The sequence below is a fragment of the Burkholderiaceae bacterium genome (assembly GCA_024235995.1).
Lineage (GTDB): Bacteria > Pseudomonadota > Gammaproteobacteria > Burkholderiales > Burkholderiaceae_C > Ottowia.
This window is the reverse complement of sequence record JACKLI010000001.1, coordinates 847477-866283: the sequence shown is the minus strand read 5'-3', so window position 1 is coordinate 866283 and position 18807 is coordinate 847477. Positions and strand designations below refer to the sequence as shown.

Genomic DNA, 18807 nt, shown 5'->3' with positions numbered 1-18807 from the left:
GGAGACTACCCATGAGCACATCGCTAACCCAATTCGCGCAGGACATCGCCTCGGGCGCACTGAAGATCGTCGATCTGACCCACACCCTCTCGTCCGAGTTTCCACCGCTGGTGCTGCCGCCGCAGTTCGGCCAGGTGTGGGCCTTCAAGCAGGAGACGATCAGCCACTACGACGATGCCGGCCCCGGCTGGTACTGGAACAACTTCTCCTGCGGCGAACACACGGGTACCCACTTCGACGCGCCGGTGCACTGGATCACTGGAAAGGACTATCCCAACAACAGCGTGGACACGCTCGATCCCAAGGCCTTCATCGGCCCGGCCTGTGTGGTGGACTGCAGCCAGGAGGTGGCGGCCAACGCCGACTTCAACCTGGACGTGAAGCACCTGGAGGCCTGGGAGGCCAGGCACGGCAAGATCCCGGCCGGCGCCTGGGTGCTGTTTCGCACCGACTGGAGCAAGCGCATCAGCGACCCGGCTGCCTACGCCAACGTGAAGGAAGACGGCGCGCACACCCCCGGCCCCACGCAGGCGGCGGTGGAGTGGCTGGTGAAGCGCGACGTGCGCGGCTTTGGCGTGGAAACCATCAACACCGACGCCGGCCAGTCCTACGCTTGGCCCGTGGCCTACCCCTGCCACACGCTGATGCATGGCGCCAACAAGTACGGCCTGCAGTGCCTGACCAACCTGGACCAGTTGCCCGCCACCGGCGCCGTCATCCTCAGCGCGCCGCTGAAGATCAAGAACGGCTCGGGCAGCCCGCTGCGCGTGCTGGCGCTGGTTCCTTGAAACCGCACCCCGAAGTCTGAAGAACGCAGCGGCGGTCGGGCCTGGCCCGGCACCGCCGTGGATGAGCCTGCGGCATCAACGCATCGCCCAGGCCAAGGAGAAGTGAAATGGCGGAACGCTCGTTTGTGCAAGAGGTCGAGCAACTGAAGGTGCCCGCAGGCACGGTGTTTCGAGGCGAGGGCATCCTGGCCGTCACCAAGGCCCTGCTGGAAGCTGGCGTGGGCTACGTCACGGGCTACCAGGGCTCGCCCATCTCGCACCTGATGGACGTGCTGGCCGACGCCCAGCCGATTTTGAAGGAGCTGGGCGTGTATTTCGAGCCGGCGGCCAGCGAGGCGGCGGCGGCGGCCGCCCTGTCGGCCTCGGTCAACTACCCGGTGCGCGGCGCGGTGACGTGGAAGTCCACCGTGGGCACCAACGTGGCCTCCGACGCGCTGGCCAACCTGGCCTCGGGCGGGGTGCTGGGCGGCGCGCTGATCATCGTGGGCGAGGACTACGGCGAGGGCTCGTCCATCATGCAGGAGCGCACCCACGCCTTCGCCATGAAGTCGCAGATGTGGCTGCTCGACCCGCAGCCCAACCTGCCGGCCATCGTCAAGGCGGTGCACGACGGTTTTGCCCTGTCCGAGGCCAGCAACACCCCGGTGATGCTGGAGCTGCGCATCCGCTCCTGCCACCTGCACGGCAGCTTCGTCACGCAGGCCAACCAGCCGCCAACCTTCACGCTCAAGCAGGCGCTGGAAAATCCGCGACGCGATGTCAACCGCATCGTGCTGCCGCCGGCGTCCTTTCTGCACGAGAAGGAAAAGATCGAGCAGCGCTGGCCTGCCGCCGTCAAGTTCATCCAGGAGCACCACCTCAACGAATTCCAGGACGGCGACGGCAGCCTGGACGACGTGGGCGTGATCATGCTGGGCGGCATGAGCAACAACACGCTGCGCGCGCTGATGCAGCTCGACTTGGCCGACCTGTTCGGCACCTCGCGCGTGCCGCTGTACATCCTGAACGTGGCCTACCCGCTGGTCGAAGACGAGGTCATCCGCTTTTGCCAGGGCAAGAAGGCGGTGCTGATGGTGGAGGAAGGCCAGCCCGACTACCACGAGCAGCACCTGAACACCATCCTGGGCCGCCACGGCCTGCCCACCACCGTGCACGGCAAGGACGTGCTGCCCATGGGCGGCGACTACAGCGTGGACGCGCTGCGCAAGGGCCTGCGCGGCTTCTTCGAGCGCCACCGCCCCGACGCGCTGGGCAGCAAGGTGACGCAAACCGTGTCGCGGCGCAAGGACGAGGGCGCCATCACGCCCATGCCGGCCGCGCCCGCCGCCGCCGAAGTGGCTGAGGTGCCCGAGGTGGCCGCCGCCATCGGCAAGCTGCTGCCGCCGCGCCCACCGGGCCTGTGCGTGGGCTGCCCCGAGCGGCCCATCTTCTCGGCCTACAAGCTGGCGGAGCAGGAGCTGGGCGTGCACCACGTGTCATCGGACATCGGCTGCCACCTGTTCCAGATCATGCCGCCGTTCGAGATCGGCGCCACCACCATGGGCTATGGCCTGGGCGGCTCCAGCGCCTCGGCCTTCAACGCCGGCGGCCAGTTGGGCGCCAGCAAGAAGGCGGTGGCCTTCATGGGCGACGGCGGCTTCTGGCACAACGGCCTCACGTCCGGCATCGCCAACGCGGTGTTCAACCAGCAGAACAACGTCTTCGTCATCGTCGACAACAACTACTCGGCGGCCACCGGCGGGCAGGACATCCCCTCCTCGCGCAACACCAATCCCAACCGCAGCACCCAGCACCCCATCGAGCAGGCGGTGCGCGGCGTGGGCGTGAACTGGGTGCGGCTGATCGACCGCACCTACGACGTGGGCCGCATGAAGCAGGCGCTGCACGAGGCCCTGACCTCCACCGAGCCCGGCCCCAAGGTGGTGATCGCGCAAAGCGAATGCATGCTCAACCGCCAGCGCCGCGAAAAACCACAAAAGGCCCTGGCCATCAAGCAGGGCGAGCGCGTGCTCAAGGAGCGCTTCGGCGTCGACGCGGCGGTGTGCTCGGGCGACCACGCCTGCATGCGCGTGTCGGGCTGCCCCAGCCTGACGCTGGCGCCCAGCGGCGACGCGCTCAAGCCCGACCCGGTGGCCAGCGTGGACGAAGCCTGCGTGGCCTGCGGCCACTGCGGCGAGGTGGCCGATGCCGCCGTGCTGTGCCCATCGTTCTACAAGGCGCACAAGGTCAACAACCCCAGCAGCTGGGACCGCTGGCTGGCCGGCCTGCGCCGCGGCGCCGTCGGCTGGCTGCAGGGCCGCCGCGAGCGCCAGCGCGCCGCGCGCCAGCTCTACGCCCCAACCATCGACGAGGTGCGCGCATGAAGCCCCGCATGATCACCATCGCCATCATGGCCCTGGGCGGCCAGGGCGGCGGCGTGCTGGAAGACTGGATCACCACCCTGGCTGAAGACGCCGGCTGGACGGCGCAGGCCACCTCGGTGGCCGGCGTGGCCCAGCGCACCGGCGCCACCATCTACTACATCGAGCTGGTCGAGCCCACGCCGGGCCAGACCCCGGTGCTGGCGCAGATGGCCGTGCCCGGCGAGGTGGACATCCTGATCGCCGCCGAGCTGATGGAAGCCGGCCGCGCCGTGGCGCGCGGCCTGGTCACGCCCAACCGCACCACCGTCATCACCAGCACCCACCGCACCTTTGCCGTGCAGGAAAAAGTGGTGCCAGGCGACGGCGCCGCCGACAGCGCCGCCGTGCTGGCGCTGGTGCGCAAGGCCGCGCGCCGCACGGTGGCCGATGACATGCAGCAACTGGCGGTGGACCATGGCACCGTCATCTCCGCGCCCTTGTTCGGGGCCTTGGCCGCCTGCGACGTGCTGCCGTTTCGGCAGCAGGCCTTTGAGCAGGTGGTCGAGCGCGGCGGCAAGGGCGTGCAGGCCAGCCTGAACGCCCTGCGCGCCGGCGCCGAGCTGGCCCGCACTCGCCCCACGCCGCCCGCGCTGGCGGCCAAGGCCGAGGCCATGAAGACCGCCCCGCGCCCGCTGCCCGACAAGGCCGCCAGCCCGGCCCTGGCGCCGCTGCTGGCGCGCATCCGCACCGAGTTCCCGCCGGCGGCTTGGCCCTGGCTGGGCGAAGGCCTGGCCCGCGTGGCGGACTGGCAGGACGCCGACTACGGCCGCGAATACCTGGACCAGGTCGCGCGCTTTGCCAAGCGCGATCCGGCCCCCGCCAGCGCCGAACTGACGGTGGCCGCCGCGCACTGGATCGCGGTGGCCATGTCCTACGACGACGTGATCCGTGTGGCCGAACTGAAAACCCGCGCGGAGCGTTTCACACGCATTCGCGGCGAGGTGGGCGGCAAGGCCGATGACGTGGTGGGCATGGAGGAATATTTCCACCCGCGCCTGGAAGAAGCCATGGGCCTGCTGCCGGCCGGCTGGGCCGACTGGCTGGACCGCTCGCCCCGCCTGAAGGGCTGGCTGGCCCCGCGCCTGAACAAAGGCCGGCGCATCCAGACGCACACCTTCAAAGGCCATCTGCAACTGCACCTGGTGGCCGGCCTGGCGCGCTGGCGCCGCGGCAACCGCCGCCACGCCGAGGAAGTGGCGCACACGCAAGCCTGGCTGGCCGTGGCCGAGAAAGCGTTGGAGACGGGCGACGCCGCCCTGGCCACCGAGGTGTTGCGCTGCCGTCAGCTCATCAAGGGCTACAGCGACACGCATACGCGTGGTACGGGCAAGTTCGACCGCCTGATGTATGCCGTCCCCCAGTTGAGCGGCCAGCCCGAGGCTGCCGCCCGCCTGGCGAGCCTGCGCGCGGCGGCGGCGCTCGACCCGAAAGGCAAGGCGCTGGGGGAGTGCGAGTCTGAGCTCGGCCTGCGAACGAAGGTGCCCGCGTAGCCACCGCGCACACAAGGCTGCGTGCCTTGTGACTCCCCGTTGAAGACTGTCATCAAACCACCAGGAGACATCACCATGGCAGAAGCACTGGTCGCGGACCGCATGGAGGACCATGCACTCGAGTCCGTCCCTGAAGATCATCGGCAGAACTGGTTGCAGATCACCTGGGGAACGGCGGGCATCGTCACCACCCTCATCCAGTTGTTCATCGGGGCGCTGGTCACTTTCGTGGCCGGCCTCAAGCTCGGCCTGCTGGCCGGCGTCCTGGTGACCCTCATCGGCGGCTTGCTCGGCTGGGGTGCGGGGCACATCGCCTACCGCACGGGGCTGTCGAGCAGCGTGATGTCGCGCGAGCACGGGTTCGGCGTGCGTGGCTCGCTGCTGATCGCCGCCGTCTACGGTTTCATGATCATTGGCTTCCTGGCGCTGGAGAACGCCCTTCTGTACAAGGGGTTCTTGTTCTATTTCCAACTCCAGGACACCCTGGCGAACCAGATCATCATCTACGGCCTCCTGACGATCGCCTGGATCCTGCTCACGGCCTTTGGCTTCAGCCTTGTGACCCGGTTTGCATCATGGATGCTGATCGGCTTTCTGGCGGTGCTGATCTACATGGTGGTTGACGTCATCGTGACGTCGGGCCAATCGTGGCGTGATGTGATGCAGTATGGGACGCAGATGCCCCCCGAGGTTCTGGCGGGCATGGGAGCGAGCACCGAAGCCGGCAAGTTCGCCTTCGCGGTCAATGTGCTGATCGGCTCGGCCGGCGCCCTGGCGCTGGTGGACGCCGATCTGGGGCGCTACGCCCGCACCTCGCGCGACATCGGCATCGCGGCCTTCCTGGGCAACATCGCCATGGACATCCTGATGCTCGGCATCGGCGGCATCGTCATGTACGCCGGCATGGGACAGATCATCCAATACCACGTCACGGTGGGCCACATGGCCAAGGAGGCCGCGCAGCAGATCGCGCTGCAGAGCCCGGACAGCGTGGCGGCCGCGTTCATCATCTTCGGCGGCGTCATCGGCACCATCCTGATGGTGCTGGCCCAGTCCAAGGCGCAGGTGCTCAATACCTACAGCGCGTCGCTCTCGCTGACGGCCTTCTTCGACGCCCTCTTTGGGTGGCGCCCGGGGCGCATCGCGTTCGTCATCCTGGCCAACCTGATCGGCTGCCTGCTGCTCGTCGGCGCCATTCTCAATTGGGTCCAGTCGTTCCTGACGATCCTCGGCATCTTCACCACCTGCTTCGTTGGCGTGATGCTCGCCGACTACTTCATCGTCAAACCGAGGCAGCGCGCCAGCGGCCATGGCGCGGCCAAGACACCGCAGGTCAACTGGTCGGGCGTGATCACCGTATTCGTCGCCTTCGTTCTGGCGCACTACGTGCTCAACAAGAACATGCCGATCGAGTTCTTCACGTCGCTGCCGATCAGCGTGGTGCTGTATCCCATCCTGCGTCTGGGGTCTGGCGGCAGGCTCTGATCGCGACGGGCCACCCGCCCTGATTCACGCATTGCCTCAAATGGTGCGCAGTCCACTGCGGATAGGGCAGCCACACGTCCGGTCCGGCTATCTGAAGCGCAGAGAAGCGTCTCGGGCCGGGCGGGGGTCGGAGCCGTTCGTCCCAGTCAGCTGGGAGACGGCGATGAACCTGGTGGAAGGAGGTCTGCGTCGGGTGAAATCCGAGTTTGGCAATGAAGCCATTTACGGCGGCTCCTACGGCTGGGCGAGCGCGGGCCGGCTGCACCACGCCCCCAGCGTTTTGAAGCGATTTTTTGGGTTGTTTGGGGGCTACGTCGACAAACGCGGCAATCACAGCTTTGGCTCGGCGATGCACATCGCACCTTATGTGATCGGCTCGTCGAGCGTCACCTTGATGGCGGTTCCATGGGTGCATATTGCCGAGCACACCGAGCTGGTCGTGATGTTCGGCGGCGCTCACGCCAAAACATGCAAATCGACTCCGGTGGCGCGGCGATGCACGAGGCGCAGCAGTGGATGGAACGTATCGTGCGCTCGAAGGTTGAGTTCATCAACATCAGCCCGGCCCGTGATAACACTCCCGACCTGCTGAAAGCCGATTGGCTTCCCATCGTGCCCAACACGGATACGGCGATGATGCTCGGACTCGCCCATGTGCTGGTGAGCGAAGACCTGCATGACAAACGATTTCTGGCGCTCTATTGCGAGGGCTTCAAACCGTTTCGGCGTTATTTGATGGGCGAGGCCGACGGGGTGCCCAAGGATGCCGCGTGGGCCTCCCGCATTTGCGGCGTCGGTGCGGACACGATTCGTGGCCTTGCCCGCCGCATGGCGGCGAAAAAAACGCTGATCACCACGGCCTGGGCGGTGCAGCGGGTGGATCATGGTGAGCAGCCGGTGTGGATGACCATCGCGCTGGCCAGCCTGCTGGGCCGCATTGGCGAGCCCGGTTGCGGCACCCGTTCCATCACAACTCCAACCTGAACCGGTACGTGCGCGCCTGGCGACAGCCGGACTTCGTGGTGGTGCATGAACCGTGGTGGAATCCTCCCGCCAAATATGCCGATGTCGTCTTGCCGGCGACGACCACCATGGAGCGCAACGACATCATGGCGGCCGAGTTGCAACGGCACTGGGCGGCCATGCATCAGGTCATCCCGCCCGTGGCTCAATCGCGCAACGACCTCGATGTCTTCGCGGAACTGTCGGAACGGATGGGCTTCAAGGAAGCGTACACGGAAGGGCGCAGCGAAATGCAGTGGCTGCGCCACATGTACGAGCCGGCCCGCGCCAAGGCGATCGAGCTGGGTTATGCGCCACCGGACTTCGACACGTTCTGGGAGCAGGGGTCGTACGAGTTTCCGTCCGACGGGAATTCCCTGGAGCCGGTGATGCTGTCCGAGTTCCGCGCCGATCCTACGGCACATCCCCTCAAGACGCCCTCTGGAAAGATCGAACTCTTTTCCCAGCGCATCGCGGAATACGACTATGAAGATTGCCCGCCGCACCCGACCTGGCTGGAGCCGGCGGAATGGCTCGGCGGCGCCAAAGCCAAGGAGTTCCCGCTGCATCTTCTGTCGCACCAGCCCGCCGGCAAACTTCACAGCCAGCTGGACCCCAGCGAGGTCAGCGTTCAATTCAAACGCGACGGCCGCAAGGTGCTGAATCTCTCGCCGCGCGATGCCGCCGTGCGCAGCATTGGGGATGGCGATAGCATCAAGGTCTACAACGACCGCGGGGCATTTGTCGCATCGGCGCGTGTCAACGACGGCCTGATGAACGGTGTGGCGCAGGTGCCGACCGGGGCGTGGTTCGACCCGGAAGAGCCGGGCGCCGCGGCTTCACTGGAAAAGCATGGCAACCCCAACGTCGTGATGCTGGATAAGGGCACATCGCGCCTAGGGCAAGGATCGGTGGCGCAGACGGTGTTGATGCAGGTCGAGGAATTTGCGAATCCGCCCCGTGTCACGGCGTTTGACCTGCCCCATTTTTCCGGCGAATAGCAGCCCTCCAGATGGGCATGCCGATCTCGTATGGGTCATAAAGAAGTCGCAGCCCTGAGCCGCAGCGGGATGCTGTAACCCGCCCCACGCCCATCACCCCGTGTAGCGCGGCCAAGCCGCGGAGCGCGCCTACGCGCAGAAAGCCTGGGGCGCGCCATCCGCCGCCCGCTGTTATCCGGCGCTGGAATCCGGCCCCGGCGGCAACTGCATCAGGCGATGCAGCGCGCCGATCAGCCACTGCGCTTCCTGCGAGTCGATGGACTGCAGAACCTGCGCCTGGTGGCCGAGCGCGCGCCGCAGGTGCCGCCGGGCCACTTTCTGTCCTTGCGGGGTCAGCGCCACCAGCGTCTGGCGCCTGTCCGACGCCATGTTGCCGCGCATCACCAGGCCCTGGCGCTCCATGCGCTGCACGATCTTGCTGAGCGTCGGCTGCTTGGTGAGGGTCAACTGGCTCAGGGTGCCGATGGTTTCGCGCGCGCCGTCCGCCAGGCTCGCCAATACGCGCCATTCGGTCACCGACAGGCCGGCCGCCTCGACCTCGCGGTGGAACTCCCCCGAAATCCGATGGCTTGCCTGCGCCAGCAGATAGGCCAGGTAGCCGTCGATGAAACGGGCGGGCTCTGGAGACGTCGCCGGGGGCTGGGCATTGGCACGGAAGGATCGTTGGGTCACCGTCCGAGCATAGCGCGGGCCGCCATCGAAACCGGGCTTGATCGCACGTGGACTGGGGTTTTCCCTTGTATTTGCATGAATTTTCATGAATGTAGTTGACATCTAAATCAATTATTTCTACATTGACCATCAGGCCATCGAGAAGCGGGCTTTCCTGCACCCACCGGCCCCCACCGACTTCAACAACCCGACCATGACCGGCTCCACCCTCATCGTCTCCGAAGTGCGCACCGAGACGCCACTGATCCGCCGCATCCGCCTGGCCCACCCGCAGGGGCAGGCGCTGGCGCCGCTGGCCTCGGGGGCGCACCTGCAGGTCATGGTGCCGGGCCTGCCCGAGCGGCGCTGCTACTCCATCGTTCAGCTCTCGTCCGCCGAGGTGCTGGATGCCGCCCCGCGCAGCCACTGGATCGCCGTGCGCCGCGAGGAGCCAAGCCGCGGCGGCTCAACCTGGATGCACCAGTTGAAGGTGGGTGACGCCGTCACCGTGGGCGAACCGCGCAACGAATTCCCCTTGCACGCAGCCCAGGCCGGCGAAGCCCCCGCCGTGCTGATCGCCGGCGGCATCGGTATCACGCCCATCGCCAGCCACGCCGCCGCGCTCACGGCGCAGCAGCGCCCTTTCGTGCTGCACTACAGCAGCCGCAGCCGCGACCAGTTCGCCCTGCTGGACGAGCTGAAGGCCTTGTGCGGCGACGCCCTGCACCTGCACGCCGACGACGAGGCCGCCACGCGCCTGGACCTGGCGGCCCTGCTTGACGGCTGCCGCCCAACGCAGCCGCTGTACATCTGCGGGCCCAAGGGCATGATCGACGCCGCCATCGCCGCCGCCACGGTGCGCGGCTGGACCAAGGAGCACATCCACATCGAGCTGTTCGTCGAGGCCACGTCGCAAAAGGGCGATGGCGCGTTCGAGCTGGAACTGCGCCAGTCCGGCAAGGTGCTGCAGGTGCCGGCCGACAAGACCATCCTGGAGGTGATGGAGGCCGCCGGCTGCGATCCGATGTTCGACTGCCGCCGCGGCGAATGCGGCGTGTGCCAGGCCACCGTGCTGGAGGGCGTGCCCGACCACCGCGACTACTTCCTGAGCGATGCCGAAAGGGCGTCCAACCAACTCATCCAGACCTGCATCTCGCGCGCCAAGTCGCCCCGGCTGGTGCTCGACGCATAGACCGCCACTGCAAGGAGACACCCATGGGACGCTACACCGACAACCCCGCCGCCATTCGCGCGCTGGTGCGCGAAGCCGAAGTCCACAAGGACACCTACGTCGATCCCGAGCTGTTCGAGCTCGAGATGGAACACCTGTTCGCCAACACCTGGGTCTATGTGGGCCACGCCAGCCAGGTGCCCAAGAAGGGCGACTTCTACACCACCACCGTCGGCACCGAGCCCGTCGTCATGGTGCGCCACACCGACGACAGCATCCGCGTGCTGTTCAACCGCTGTCCGCACAAGGGCGTGAAAGTGGCGGCCGAGGCCTGCGGCAACACCGGCAAGTTCTTCCGCTGCCCCTACCACGCCTGGACCTTCAAGACCGACGGCTCGCTGCTGTCGATCCCGCTCAAGAAGGGCTACGAGAACACCGGCTTCGACTGCTGCGAGGCCAGCGGCGGCATGGCCGCGGTGCAGGCCGTGCATGTCTACCGTGACTTCGTCTTCTGCCGCCTGAACCCCGAGGGCATCTCGTTCGAAGATTACTTCGGCCAGTCGCTCTCGACCATCGACTTCATGGTCGACCGCTCGCCCCAGGGAAAGCTCGAAGTCGTCGGCGGCGTGCTGCGCTACATCAACCGCTGCAACTGGAAGATGCTGGTGGACAACCAGACCGACACCACCCACCCGATGGTGGTGCATGAATCGTCGGCCGGCACCGCGGCATCGACCTGGAGCCAGGTCCCCGCCGGCACGCCCAAGCCGATGGCGGTCGAGGTGTTCACGCCCTTCGTCAGCTCCTACGAGTTCTTCGATGAATCGGGTCTGCGCGTCTGGCCCAACGGTCACGGCCATGACGGCGTGGGCCGCTCGATCCACTCGGACTATTCGGGTATCCCGGGCTACACGGAAGCCATGGTGGCAGCCTATGGCGAGGAGCGCACCAAGGCCATCCTGGGCGAGGCCAGGCACAACACCATCCTGTTTCCCAACCTGACGATGAAGGGGCCGATCCAGACCATGCGCATCTTCAAGCCGATTGCGGTGGACAAGACGCTGGTGGAATCCTGGACCTTCCGACTCGTGGGTGCACCCGACAAACTGCTCGAGCGCACGCTGATGTACAACCGCCTGATCAACGCGCCGACCTCGGTCGTCGCGCACGACGACACCGAGGTCTACGAGCGCGCGCAGGAGGCGCTCAAGAGCCGCGGCCGCGACTGGATGAATTTGTACCGTTCGTACGATCCGAAGGAACCGCGCAACGAGGCGCACTTCGAGACCAACGGCACCAACGAGCTGCAGATGCGCAACCAGATGCGTGCCTGGGCGCATTTCATGACCGTCAGCATGGAGCAGAAGAGCGAAGGGAGCGCAGCATGAGCACGGTCACCGACAGCCAACTGATCGACTTCGTCTACCAGGAAGCCGACCTCATCGACGCGCAGCAGCTCAACGAGTGGGAGGCGCTGTTCAGCGACGATGGGCACTACTGGATGCCGCTCACGCACGGCCAGACCGATCCCATCCTGCAGGGTTCGCTGATGTACGAGGACAAGCTGCTGCTGAAGATCCGCGTCGAGCGCTTTTTCGGCAAGCGCACCTTCTCGCAGCAGCCGCACACCCGCAGCCATCATTTGCTGCAGGCGCCGCGCATCGTCTCGCGCGACCATGCCGCCGGGCGCTACACGCTGCGCACGGCATTCCATTTCGTCGAAACCCGCCAGGACGACCAGTTGCTGCTCGCCGCCTGGGCGACGCATGAGCTGGTGGTGGTCGACGGCCAATTGCGCATCAAGCTCAAGCGCGTGGATCTGGTCAACTGCGACGCGGCCCTGCCCAACATCCAGTGTTTCATGTAAGCCATCCATGAGCGACGCCATTGCCCGCTTCGATCCTGCGGCACGCACGCTGCCGGCGATGCTCGCGCACCAGTGCGAGCGCTTTGCCGATCGCACCTTGCTGGTGGCCGGCGACAGCCGCTGGCGCTATGCCGATGCGCTGCGCACCGCGCGCGCGATGGGCGCGCTGCTGCAGGCCCACGGTATCCGCGCGGGCGACCGCGTGGCGCTGATGGTCGGCAACCGCCCCGAGTTCTTGCAGGTCTTTCTCGGCTGCGCCTGGATCGGCGCCGTTACGGTGCCCATCAACACCGCCGCGCGCGGCGTCAACCTGCGCCACATCCTCAGCAACTCGGGCGCGCGCCTGTTCGTCGGCGAGGCGGGCACGCTGCCGGCCCTGGCGGGGCTGGAAGATCGCGCGGCGTTGCCGCTGGAACGCGTCTGGAGCGTCGACGCGTCGGACGCCGGGGGCGTCGAGCCGATGCCCGCGCTCGGCGACACGCTGGCTGAAGCCGCGGCGATCCAGCCCGGTGACACGCTCGCCATCCTCTACACCTCGGGCACGACCGGCCTCTCGAAAGGGGTGTGCTGCCCGCACGCGCAGTACTACTGGTGGGCCCGCTATTCCGCCGAGCTGCTGGGCCTGCGCGACGGCGACGTGCTGCTGACCACGCTGCCGCTGTTCCACACCAACGCACTGAACGCCTTCTTCCAGGCGCTGCTGACCGGCTCGACGCTGGTGGTCGAGCCGCGTTTTTCCGCGTCCGACTTCTGGGCCGCGCTGGTGCGCCACCAGGCCACCGTCACCTACGTGCTCGGCGCCATGGTGCCGATCCTGCTGTCTCGCGATCCGTCGCCCGACGACCGCGCGCACCAAGTCCGCATCGCACTGGCGCCGGCCATCCCCACGCGTTTTCACGACATCTTCAGCCAGCGCTTCGGCATGGCGCTGCTCGACGGCTACGGCTCGACTGAAAGCAACTTCGTCATCGGGCTCGACGCCGAGCAAAAACCCGGCAGCATGGGCCGTCTGGTGCCCGGCTTTCAGGCGCGCGTAGCCGACGAATGGGACGAGGCCGTGCCCGACGGCACGCCGGGCGAACTGCTGCTGCGCGCCGACGAGCCGTTCGCCTTCGCCTCAGGCTACTTCGGCATGCCCAACAAGACCGTGGAAGCCTGGCGCAATCTGTGGTTTCATACCGGCGACCGCGTGGTGCGTGATGCCGACGGCTTCTACATCTTCCTCGATCGCCTGAAGGACGCGATCCGCCGCCGGGGCGAGAACATCTCCTCCTACGAGGTCGAGCAGGTGCTGCTCAGCCACCCGGCGGTTGCGCTGGCGGCCGTCTTCCCCGTGCAGAGCGAGCTGGCCGAGGACGAGGTGATGGCCGCGCTCGTGCCACGCGAAGGCATGACGCTCGATCCGGTCGAGCTGATCCGCTTTTGCGAGCCGCGCATGGCCTACTTTGCCGTGCCGCGCTTTCTCGAATTCATGAAGGAACTGCCCACCACCGAAAACGGCAAGGTGCAGAAATTCAAGCTGCGCGAGCGCGGCCGCACCCCCGCCACCTGGGACCGCGAGGCGGCCGGCATCAAGGTCAAGCGCTGAGATGAAACGACACCCCCCTGAGCGGCTGCGCCGCTTCCCCCCGCTCTCGCAGCGCTGCGCGCTGCGGGCAGGGGGACGCCGCCCGTGCGGCGGGGCGGCCCTTGCACGGCGGCCCTGGCTTGGGGTGCGCCAGTTTCATGCCTTGCGGGTGGCGCTCAGCGCCATGGATCACTGAGATGACAACCTATCTTCAGCGCAAGGGCTACGAAGGCGTGGCGCTCGCCATGCCGGTCACGGTGCCGTACGAGCGCTACACCACCAAGGGCGCGCACTGGTACGTCGGCCAAGCCGTTCGGGCGCTGGTGCAGGGCTCGGGCCTGGCCAAGGAGCGCATCGACGGCCTGACGGTCAGCAGCTTCTCGCTGGCGCCCGACACCGCCGTGGGCGTGACGCAGCACCTGGGCCTGTCGCCGCGCTGGCTCGACCACATTCCCACCGGCGGCGCCTCGGGCGTGATGGCGCTGCGCCGGGCCGCGCGCGCGGTGCAGTGCGGCGACGCCGAGGTGGTGGCCTGCGTGGCGGGCGACACCAACCACGTCGATTCGTTTCGCCAGACACTGGGCGCCTTCAGCCATTTCGCGCGCGACGCCAGCTACCCCTACGGCGCGGGCGGACCCAACTCGATGTTCGCCTTCATCACCGCGCACTACATGCGCCGGTACGGCGCGCGGCGTGAGGACTTCGGCCGCATCGCGGTGGCGCAGCGCACGAATGCCCTGGGCAACCCCAACGCCCTGTTCAAGAAGCCGCTGACGCTCGACGAGTACATGGCGGCGCGACCGGTGTCCGACCCGATCCACCTGTTCGACTGCGTGATGCCCTGCGCCGGCGCCGAAGCCTTCCTCGTCATGGCGCCCGAGCGCGCGCGCGATCTGGGCCTGCCGCACGTGCTGCTGCGCGGCGCGATCGAACGGCACAACGCCTACAGCAGCGACCCGGTCATGGTCTGCGGCGGCTGGGCCATGGACCGCGATGACCTGTATGCACAGGCCGCCATCCAGCCGCGTGATATCGGCGTGATGCAGACCTACGACGACTACCCGGTCATCGTGATGATGCAGTTCGAGGACCTGGGCTTTTGCGCCAAGGGCGAAGGCCCCGACTTCGTGCGTTCGCACGACCTGACGCATGCGGGCGACTTCCCACAGAACACCAGCGGCGGCCAGCTCTCGTGCGGGCAGGCGGGCGCGGCGGGCGGCTTCATCGGCATGACCGAAACCATCCGCCAGCTCACGGGCCAAGCCGGTGCGCGCGGCGTGGCCGATGCACGCTACGGCCTGGTGGGCGGCTTCGGCATGGTCACCTACGACCGCTGCCTGTGCACCGGCGCCGCGATCCTGGAGGCCGCTGCATGACGTTGCCGTTTGCCAAGCCGCCGCGCAAGAACCCCATCCTGCGCACGCCACAGATCAACCTGCCGCCCAGCGCGCGCGGGCGCGTGGCGCTGGGCCTGACGGCCGCCGCCGCCGAGGGGCGCTTCGTGCTGCAGGTATGCCAGGACTGCGGCGCAACCCAATACCCACCGCGCGAAGCGTGCTATCAATGTTTGTCGCCCGCGCTGCACTGGCAGGAGCAGAGCGGCGCGGGCGAGTTGCTGGCCGAGACCACGCTGGCGCACAGCAACGACCTGTATTTCCGCGAGCGCCTGCCCTGGCGCCTGGGCATGGTGCGGCTGGACGCCGGCCCCAGCGTGATGGTGCACCTGCACGGCGAGGTGGGTGCCGCGCCGGCCCGTGTGCACGTGGGCGTGCGGCTGGACCGCGCCGGCCAGGCGGTGTTGATTGGTTTGCCGGAGAAAGGATCGGAGCACATGACGGACGACCCGATGCTGCGCGAGATGGCCAGCGACCCGAAATTCCGCAAGGTGCTGGTCACCGACGGCAAATCGCCCGTGGGCCAGGCTGTGGTCCGTGCGCTGGCCAAGGCCGGGGCCGACCGGATCTGGGTCGGCCAGGCCGAGCCCTGGAAGCAGCCCGAAGGCTTTGCCGAGCTGGCCGCGCTGCCGCAGGTGACGCTGGTGGATCTGGACGTGCGCGACGAACGCTCGGTGCAGGAGCTGGCCGCGCTGATCGGCGCCAAGGTGGACATCGTCGTCAACACCGCCGAACTGCACCGCAACGCCGGCATCGCGGGGCGGCGCGGCACCGACGTGGCGCGCGAGGAGATGGAGGTCAACTACCTGGGCCTGCTGCGCCTGGCACAGGCCTTCGGCCCGGTGCTCAAGGCGCGCTCGGCCGATGGGGCGGCGCACGCCACGGCCTGGGTCAACCTGCTGTCGATCTACGCGCTCAGCAACTATCCGGCGGAGGGCACGTTCAGTGCTTCCAAGGCCGCTGCGCTGTCGCTGGCGCAGTGCCTGCGCGCCGAGATGCGCGGCGCGGGCATCCGCGTGGTCAACGTCTTTCCGGGGCCGATCGACGACGAATGGAACCAGAACCTGCCGCCGCCCAAGCTGGCACCGCAGGCCGTGGCCAGCGCCATCGTCAAGGCGCTGCAGGGCGGCGTGGAGGACGTCTATCCAGGTGACATCGCGCAGGACTGGCTGGCGCGCTGGCGCGACAACCCCAAGGTGCTCGAACGTGAACTCGCTGCGGGAGGGCAGTGATATGAACCCAAGCCATCCGCTGGGCCAACTCGCCACCGCCTTGCAGGGCGGGAGCGTGCGCGTGGTCGATCTCTCGCACACCCTCAGCACCGACTTCCCCACCCTCGGCCTGCCGCCCGAGCTGGGCCAGTGCCAGCCGTTTCGCATCGAGCAGGTCTCGGCCTACGACGAGCGCGGCGCCGCCTGGTACTGGAACAACATCTCGTGCAGCGAGCACACCGGCACGCACTTCGACGCGCCGATCCACTGGATCACCGGGCGCGATCGCGCCAACAACGCGGTGGACGCCGTGCCGCCCGCGCACTTCGTCGCTCCGGCTTGCGTGATCGATTGCAGCGCGCAGGCCGCGCGCAACGCCGATTACCTGATGACCGTGGCCGACATCGAGGCGTTCGAGGCGAAGCACGGGCGCATTCCGGCCGGCAGCTGGGTGCTCATGCGCACCGACTGGTCGCACCACTGGAGCCTGCGCCGCGACGCGCGCGCCTACCAGAACTACGACGCCACCGGCCAGCACACGCCGGGGCCCAGCGCCGAGGCGGTGCGCTTTCTGGTCGAGCAGCGCGATGTGCTGGGTTTCGGCTCCGAGACCATCGGCACCGACGCCGGCCAGGCCGCGCACCTGCTGCCGCCCTACCCCTGCCACACGCTGATGCACGGCGCGGGCAAGTACGGATTGCAATGCCTGGCCCATCTGGAACAGTTGCCGCCCACGGGTGCGCTGATCGTCGCGGCGCCCCTGAAAATCGAACATGGCAGCGGCAGCCCCTTGCGCGTGTTTGCGCTGGTGGCCAACCCAGGAACCCCTTCATGAGCGAACCCCGTTACACCGCCCTCGTCACCGGCGGCTCGGCCGGCATCGGCGCCGACATCTGCCAGCGCATGCTGGCCGAGGGCTGGCACGTCGTCAGCCTGGCGCGGCGCGCGCCCGAGTGGCAACACCCGAATCTCACGGCCATCAACGTCGATCTGCTCGACGCAGCGGCGACCGCGCAGGCGGCGCGGGATGTGGCCGCGCGCTTTGCCATCAGCCACTTCATCCACAACGCCGGCGTGATCTGGCCGCACCTGCTGCAGGACGCCACGGTGGATGAACTGCAGGGTCTGACGCAAATCCACCTGGGCAGCGCGCTCACGCTGATGCAGGCCGTGCTGCCGGGCATGGAGCAGACCGGCTTCGGCCGCGTGGTGCTGATGTCCTCGCGCGGTGCGCTGGGTCTGGCCACGCGCACCAACTATTCGGCCACCAAGGCCGGCATGATCGGCATGGCGCGCACCTGGGCGCTGGAGCTGGCGCCCAAGGGCATCACCGTCAACGTGGTGGCGCCCGGCCCGATCCAGACCCCCATGTTCTACGACGTGGTGCCGGCCGGCAGCGAGCGCGAGCAGAAGCTGGCCGCCAACATCCCCGTGGGCCGCATCGGCCGGCCCGACGATGTGACCCGCGCCGTGATGTTCTTTGCCGACCCTGCCAACAGCTTCGTCACCGGCCAGACGCTGTACGTCTGCGGCGGCGCCAGCGTGGGCACGCTGACCATTTGACCCCTACCCACCCCCACACCAAGGAGACCTTCCCCATGCGACTGCCCCAACTTCTCAAGCGCGCCGCCTTGCCCATCCTGCTGGGCTTGGGCTGCGCCGCCGCCACCGCCCAGGTCAAGGTCGGCGTGGTCTATTCGGCCACTGGCCCCACCTCGCTGATCGGCATTCCGCAGAAGAACAGCATCGCCCTGCTGCCCAAGAAGATCGGCGATCTGACGGTGGAATACATCGGCCTGGACGACGCCAGCGACCCGACGCAGACCGTGACCAACGTGCGCAAGCTGCTCGCCGAGCAGAACATCGACGCGCTGATCGGCCCCTCCGGCTCGCCCAACGCCATGGGCGTGATCCAGTTCATGGCCGAGGCTGGCGTGCCCATGCTGGCGCCGGTGGGCACCGCGGCCGTGGTTCAGCCCATGGACGACAAGAAGAAGTGGGTGTTCAAGACCACGCAGAACGACGAGATCATCGCCACAGCCTTGTTCGACCAGATGGCCAAGACGGGGGTCAAGACCCTGGGCTTCATCGGCCTGGCCGACCCCTTTGGCGAAAACTGGTACCGCGTGGCCAGCGGCCTGGCCGAAAAGCACGGCATCAAGATCGTGGCCAACGAGCGGTTTGCGCGCAGCGACAGCTCGGTGGTCGGCCAGACGCTCAAGCTGATCGGCGCCAACCCCGACGCGATCCTGGTGAGCGCCACCGGTGGCTCGGCCGTGCTGCCCCAGGCCTCCCTGATGGACAAGGGTTACAAGGGCAAGATCTACCAGACCCACGGCGCGGCGCTGCCGGCCTTCATCAAGCTGGGTGGCAAGAAGGTGGAAGGCACCATCATGGCCGCCAGCATGATGCTGGTGATGCCCGAGATCGCCGACAGCAACCCCGTCAAGAAGGTGGCCGCCAAGTACATGGCCGACTACGAAAAACTCTACGGCGAGCCGCCCGCCACCTTTGGCGCCAACGTGTACGACGCCGGCCTGCTGCTGGCCAACGCCATCCCCCAGGCCGCCAAGGCAGGCAAGCCCGGCACCAAGGAGTTTCGCGCCGCGCTGCGCGATGCGCTGGAAAAAACCAAGGAGCTGGTGGGCACCCAGGGCGTGTACAACATGACGCCGCAGGACCACAGCGGCTTCGATGCGCGCGGGCGTGAGCTGATCACCGTGCGCGACGGGCGCTTCGTTCTGTTGAACAAATAAACCGCCTCGGGCAAGGGGCGCT

The 18807-nt window shown here is 67.5% G+C and carries 17 protein-coding genes; 16 read left to right on the top strand and 1 reads right to left on the bottom strand.

All coding sequences use genetic code 11. The annotated features are described in order from the left end of the window. Positions 1–11 precede the first annotated feature (11 nt). The 7 genes from H6927_04320 (at position 12) to H6927_04290 (ending at position 8168) form a co-directional block, all read left to right on the top strand. Positions 12–788, top strand: coding sequence for a cyclase family protein (locus H6927_04320; GenBank protein ID MCP5217316.1), 777 nt, complete (start codon positions 12–14; stop codon positions 786–788). A 107-nt stretch (positions 789–895) separates the two neighbouring features. Then, positions 896–3151: an indolepyruvate ferredoxin oxidoreductase subunit alpha gene (locus H6927_04315; GenBank protein MCP5217315.1), complete on the top strand. Its 2256-nt coding sequence runs from the start codon at positions 896–898 to the stop codon at positions 3149–3151. Further along, on the top strand, positions 3148–4680 hold the full coding sequence (locus H6927_04310) for an indolepyruvate oxidoreductase subunit beta family protein (GenBank protein ID MCP5217314.1): 1533 nt from the start codon (positions 3148–3150) through the stop codon (positions 4678–4680). The genes H6927_04315 and H6927_04310 overlap by 4 nt, the downstream gene beginning before the upstream one ends. A gap of 75 nt (positions 4681–4755) precedes the next feature. Further along, positions 4756–6165 (top strand): cytosine permease, encoded by a 1410-nt coding sequence (locus H6927_04305; GenBank protein MCP5217313.1) that lies wholly within the window; start codon positions 4756–4758, stop codon positions 6163–6165. A 40-nt stretch (positions 6166–6205) separates the two neighbouring features. After that, positions 6206–6757, top strand: coding sequence for a molybdopterin-dependent oxidoreductase (locus tag H6927_04300; protein ID MCP5217312.1), 552 nt, complete (start codon positions 6206–6208; stop codon positions 6755–6757). Beyond that, complete coding sequence (locus H6927_04295) at positions 6682–7149, top strand: molybdopterin-dependent oxidoreductase (protein MCP5217311.1); 468 nt, start codon at positions 6682–6684, stop codon at positions 7147–7149. Before H6927_04300 ends, H6927_04295 begins: the two co-directional genes overlap by 76 nt. Positions 7150–7157: 8 nt before the next feature. Beyond that, positions 7158–8168: a molybdopterin-dependent oxidoreductase gene (locus tag H6927_04290; GenBank protein ID MCP5217310.1), complete on the top strand. Its 1011-nt coding sequence runs from the start codon at positions 7158–7160 to the stop codon at positions 8166–8168. Positions 8169–8339: 171 nt separating this feature from the next. On the opposite strand, the gene H6927_04285 is transcribed toward H6927_04290, so the two are convergent. Further along, entirely contained in the window at positions 8340–8927 is a 588-nt protein-coding gene (locus H6927_04285; protein MCP5217309.1) for a winged helix-turn-helix transcriptional regulator, read from the bottom strand. 106 nt (positions 8928–9033) lie between these two features. Here H6927_04285 and H6927_04280 point away from each other — a divergent pair, with 106 nt between their 5' ends. The 9 genes from H6927_04280 to H6927_04240 all read left to right on the top strand — a co-directional run bounded on the left by H6927_04280 (position 9034) and on the right by H6927_04240 (position 18785). Next, positions 9034–10011 (top strand): oxidoreductase, encoded by a 978-nt coding sequence (locus H6927_04280; GenBank protein ID MCP5217308.1) that lies wholly within the window; start codon positions 9034–9036, stop codon positions 10009–10011. Positions 10012–10034: 23 nt separating this feature from the next. Further along, complete coding sequence (locus H6927_04275) at positions 10035–11378, top strand: Rieske 2Fe-2S domain-containing protein (GenBank protein ID MCP5217307.1); 1344 nt, start codon at positions 10035–10037, stop codon at positions 11376–11378. Then, a complete protein-coding gene (locus H6927_04270; GenBank protein ID MCP5217306.1) occupies positions 11375–11857 on the top strand; it encodes an aromatic-ring-hydroxylating dioxygenase subunit beta in 483 nt (160 codons plus the stop codon). The genes H6927_04275 and H6927_04270 overlap by 4 nt, the downstream gene beginning before the upstream one ends. 7 nt (positions 11858–11864) lie before the next feature. Further along, positions 11865–13445, top strand: coding sequence for an ATP-dependent acyl-CoA ligase (locus H6927_04265; protein MCP5217305.1), 1581 nt, complete (start codon positions 11865–11867; stop codon positions 13443–13445). Between the two features lie 176 nt (positions 13446–13621). Continuing rightward, positions 13622–14800, top strand: a complete 1179-nt coding sequence (locus tag H6927_04260) for a thiolase family protein (GenBank protein MCP5217304.1) — start codon at positions 13622–13624, stop codon at positions 14798–14800. Then, entirely contained in the window at positions 14797–16050 is a 1254-nt protein-coding gene (locus H6927_04255; protein ID MCP5217303.1) for an SDR family NAD(P)-dependent oxidoreductase, read from the top strand. Before H6927_04260 ends, H6927_04255 begins: the two co-directional genes overlap by 4 nt. Position 16051: 1 nt before the next feature. After that, entirely contained in the window at positions 16052–16864 is an 813-nt protein-coding gene (locus H6927_04250; GenBank protein ID MCP5217302.1) for a cyclase family protein, read from the top strand. Next, positions 16861–17592, top strand: coding sequence for an SDR family oxidoreductase (locus H6927_04245; protein MCP5217301.1), 732 nt, complete (start codon positions 16861–16863; stop codon positions 17590–17592). The genes H6927_04250 and H6927_04245 overlap by 4 nt, the downstream gene beginning before the upstream one ends. Before the next feature lie 35 nt (positions 17593–17627). After that, positions 17628–18785: an ABC transporter substrate-binding protein gene (locus H6927_04240; protein ID MCP5217300.1), complete on the top strand. Its 1158-nt coding sequence runs from the start codon at positions 17628–17630 to the stop codon at positions 18783–18785. Positions 18786–18807: the final 22 nt, after the last annotated feature.

What these genes read in the sequence shown, in the direction of transcription:
- H6927_04270 (MCP5217306.1), top strand. Translation starts at nt 11,375, where the DNA reads ATGAGCACGGTCACCGACAGCCAACTGATCGACTTCGTCTACCAGGAA.
- H6927_04250 (MCP5217302.1), top strand. Translation starts at nt 16,052, where the DNA reads ATGAACCCAAGCCATCCGCTGGGCCAACTCGCCACCGCCTTGCAGGGC.
- H6927_04320 (MCP5217316.1), top strand. Translation starts at nt 12, where the DNA reads ATGAGCACATCGCTAACCCAATTCGCGCAGGACATCGCCTCGGGCGCA.
- H6927_04315 (MCP5217315.1), top strand. Translation starts at nt 896, where the DNA reads ATGGCGGAACGCTCGTTTGTGCAAGAGGTCGAGCAACTGAAGGTGCCC.
- H6927_04295 (MCP5217311.1), top strand. Translation starts at nt 6,682, where the DNA reads ATGGAACGTATCGTGCGCTCGAAGGTTGAGTTCATCAACATCAGCCCG.
- H6927_04285 (MCP5217309.1), bottom strand. Translation starts at nt 8,927, where the DNA reads ATGAAAATTCATGCAAATACAAGGGAAAACCCCAGTCCACGTGCGATC.
- H6927_04305 (MCP5217313.1), top strand. Translation starts at nt 4,756, where the DNA reads ATGGCAGAAGCACTGGTCGCGGACCGCATGGAGGACCATGCACTCGAG.
- H6927_04275 (MCP5217307.1), top strand. Translation starts at nt 10,035, where the DNA reads ATGGGACGCTACACCGACAACCCCGCCGCCATTCGCGCGCTGGTGCGC.
- H6927_04245 (MCP5217301.1), top strand. Translation starts at nt 16,861, where the DNA reads ATGAGCGAACCCCGTTACACCGCCCTCGTCACCGGCGGCTCGGCCGGC.
- H6927_04240 (MCP5217300.1), top strand. Translation starts at nt 17,628, where the DNA reads ATGCGACTGCCCCAACTTCTCAAGCGCGCCGCCTTGCCCATCCTGCTG.
- H6927_04255 (MCP5217303.1), top strand. Translation starts at nt 14,797, where the DNA reads ATGACGTTGCCGTTTGCCAAGCCGCCGCGCAAGAACCCCATCCTGCGC.
- H6927_04310 (MCP5217314.1), top strand. Translation starts at nt 3,148, where the DNA reads ATGAAGCCCCGCATGATCACCATCGCCATCATGGCCCTGGGCGGCCAG.
- H6927_04300 (MCP5217312.1), top strand. Translation starts at nt 6,206, where the DNA reads ATGGTGCGCAGTCCACTGCGGATAGGGCAGCCACACGTCCGGTCCGGC.
- H6927_04265 (MCP5217305.1), top strand. Translation starts at nt 11,865, where the DNA reads ATGAGCGACGCCATTGCCCGCTTCGATCCTGCGGCACGCACGCTGCCG.
- H6927_04260 (MCP5217304.1), top strand. Translation starts at nt 13,622, where the DNA reads ATGACAACCTATCTTCAGCGCAAGGGCTACGAAGGCGTGGCGCTCGCC.
- H6927_04280 (MCP5217308.1), top strand. Translation starts at nt 9,034, where the DNA reads ATGACCGGCTCCACCCTCATCGTCTCCGAAGTGCGCACCGAGACGCCA.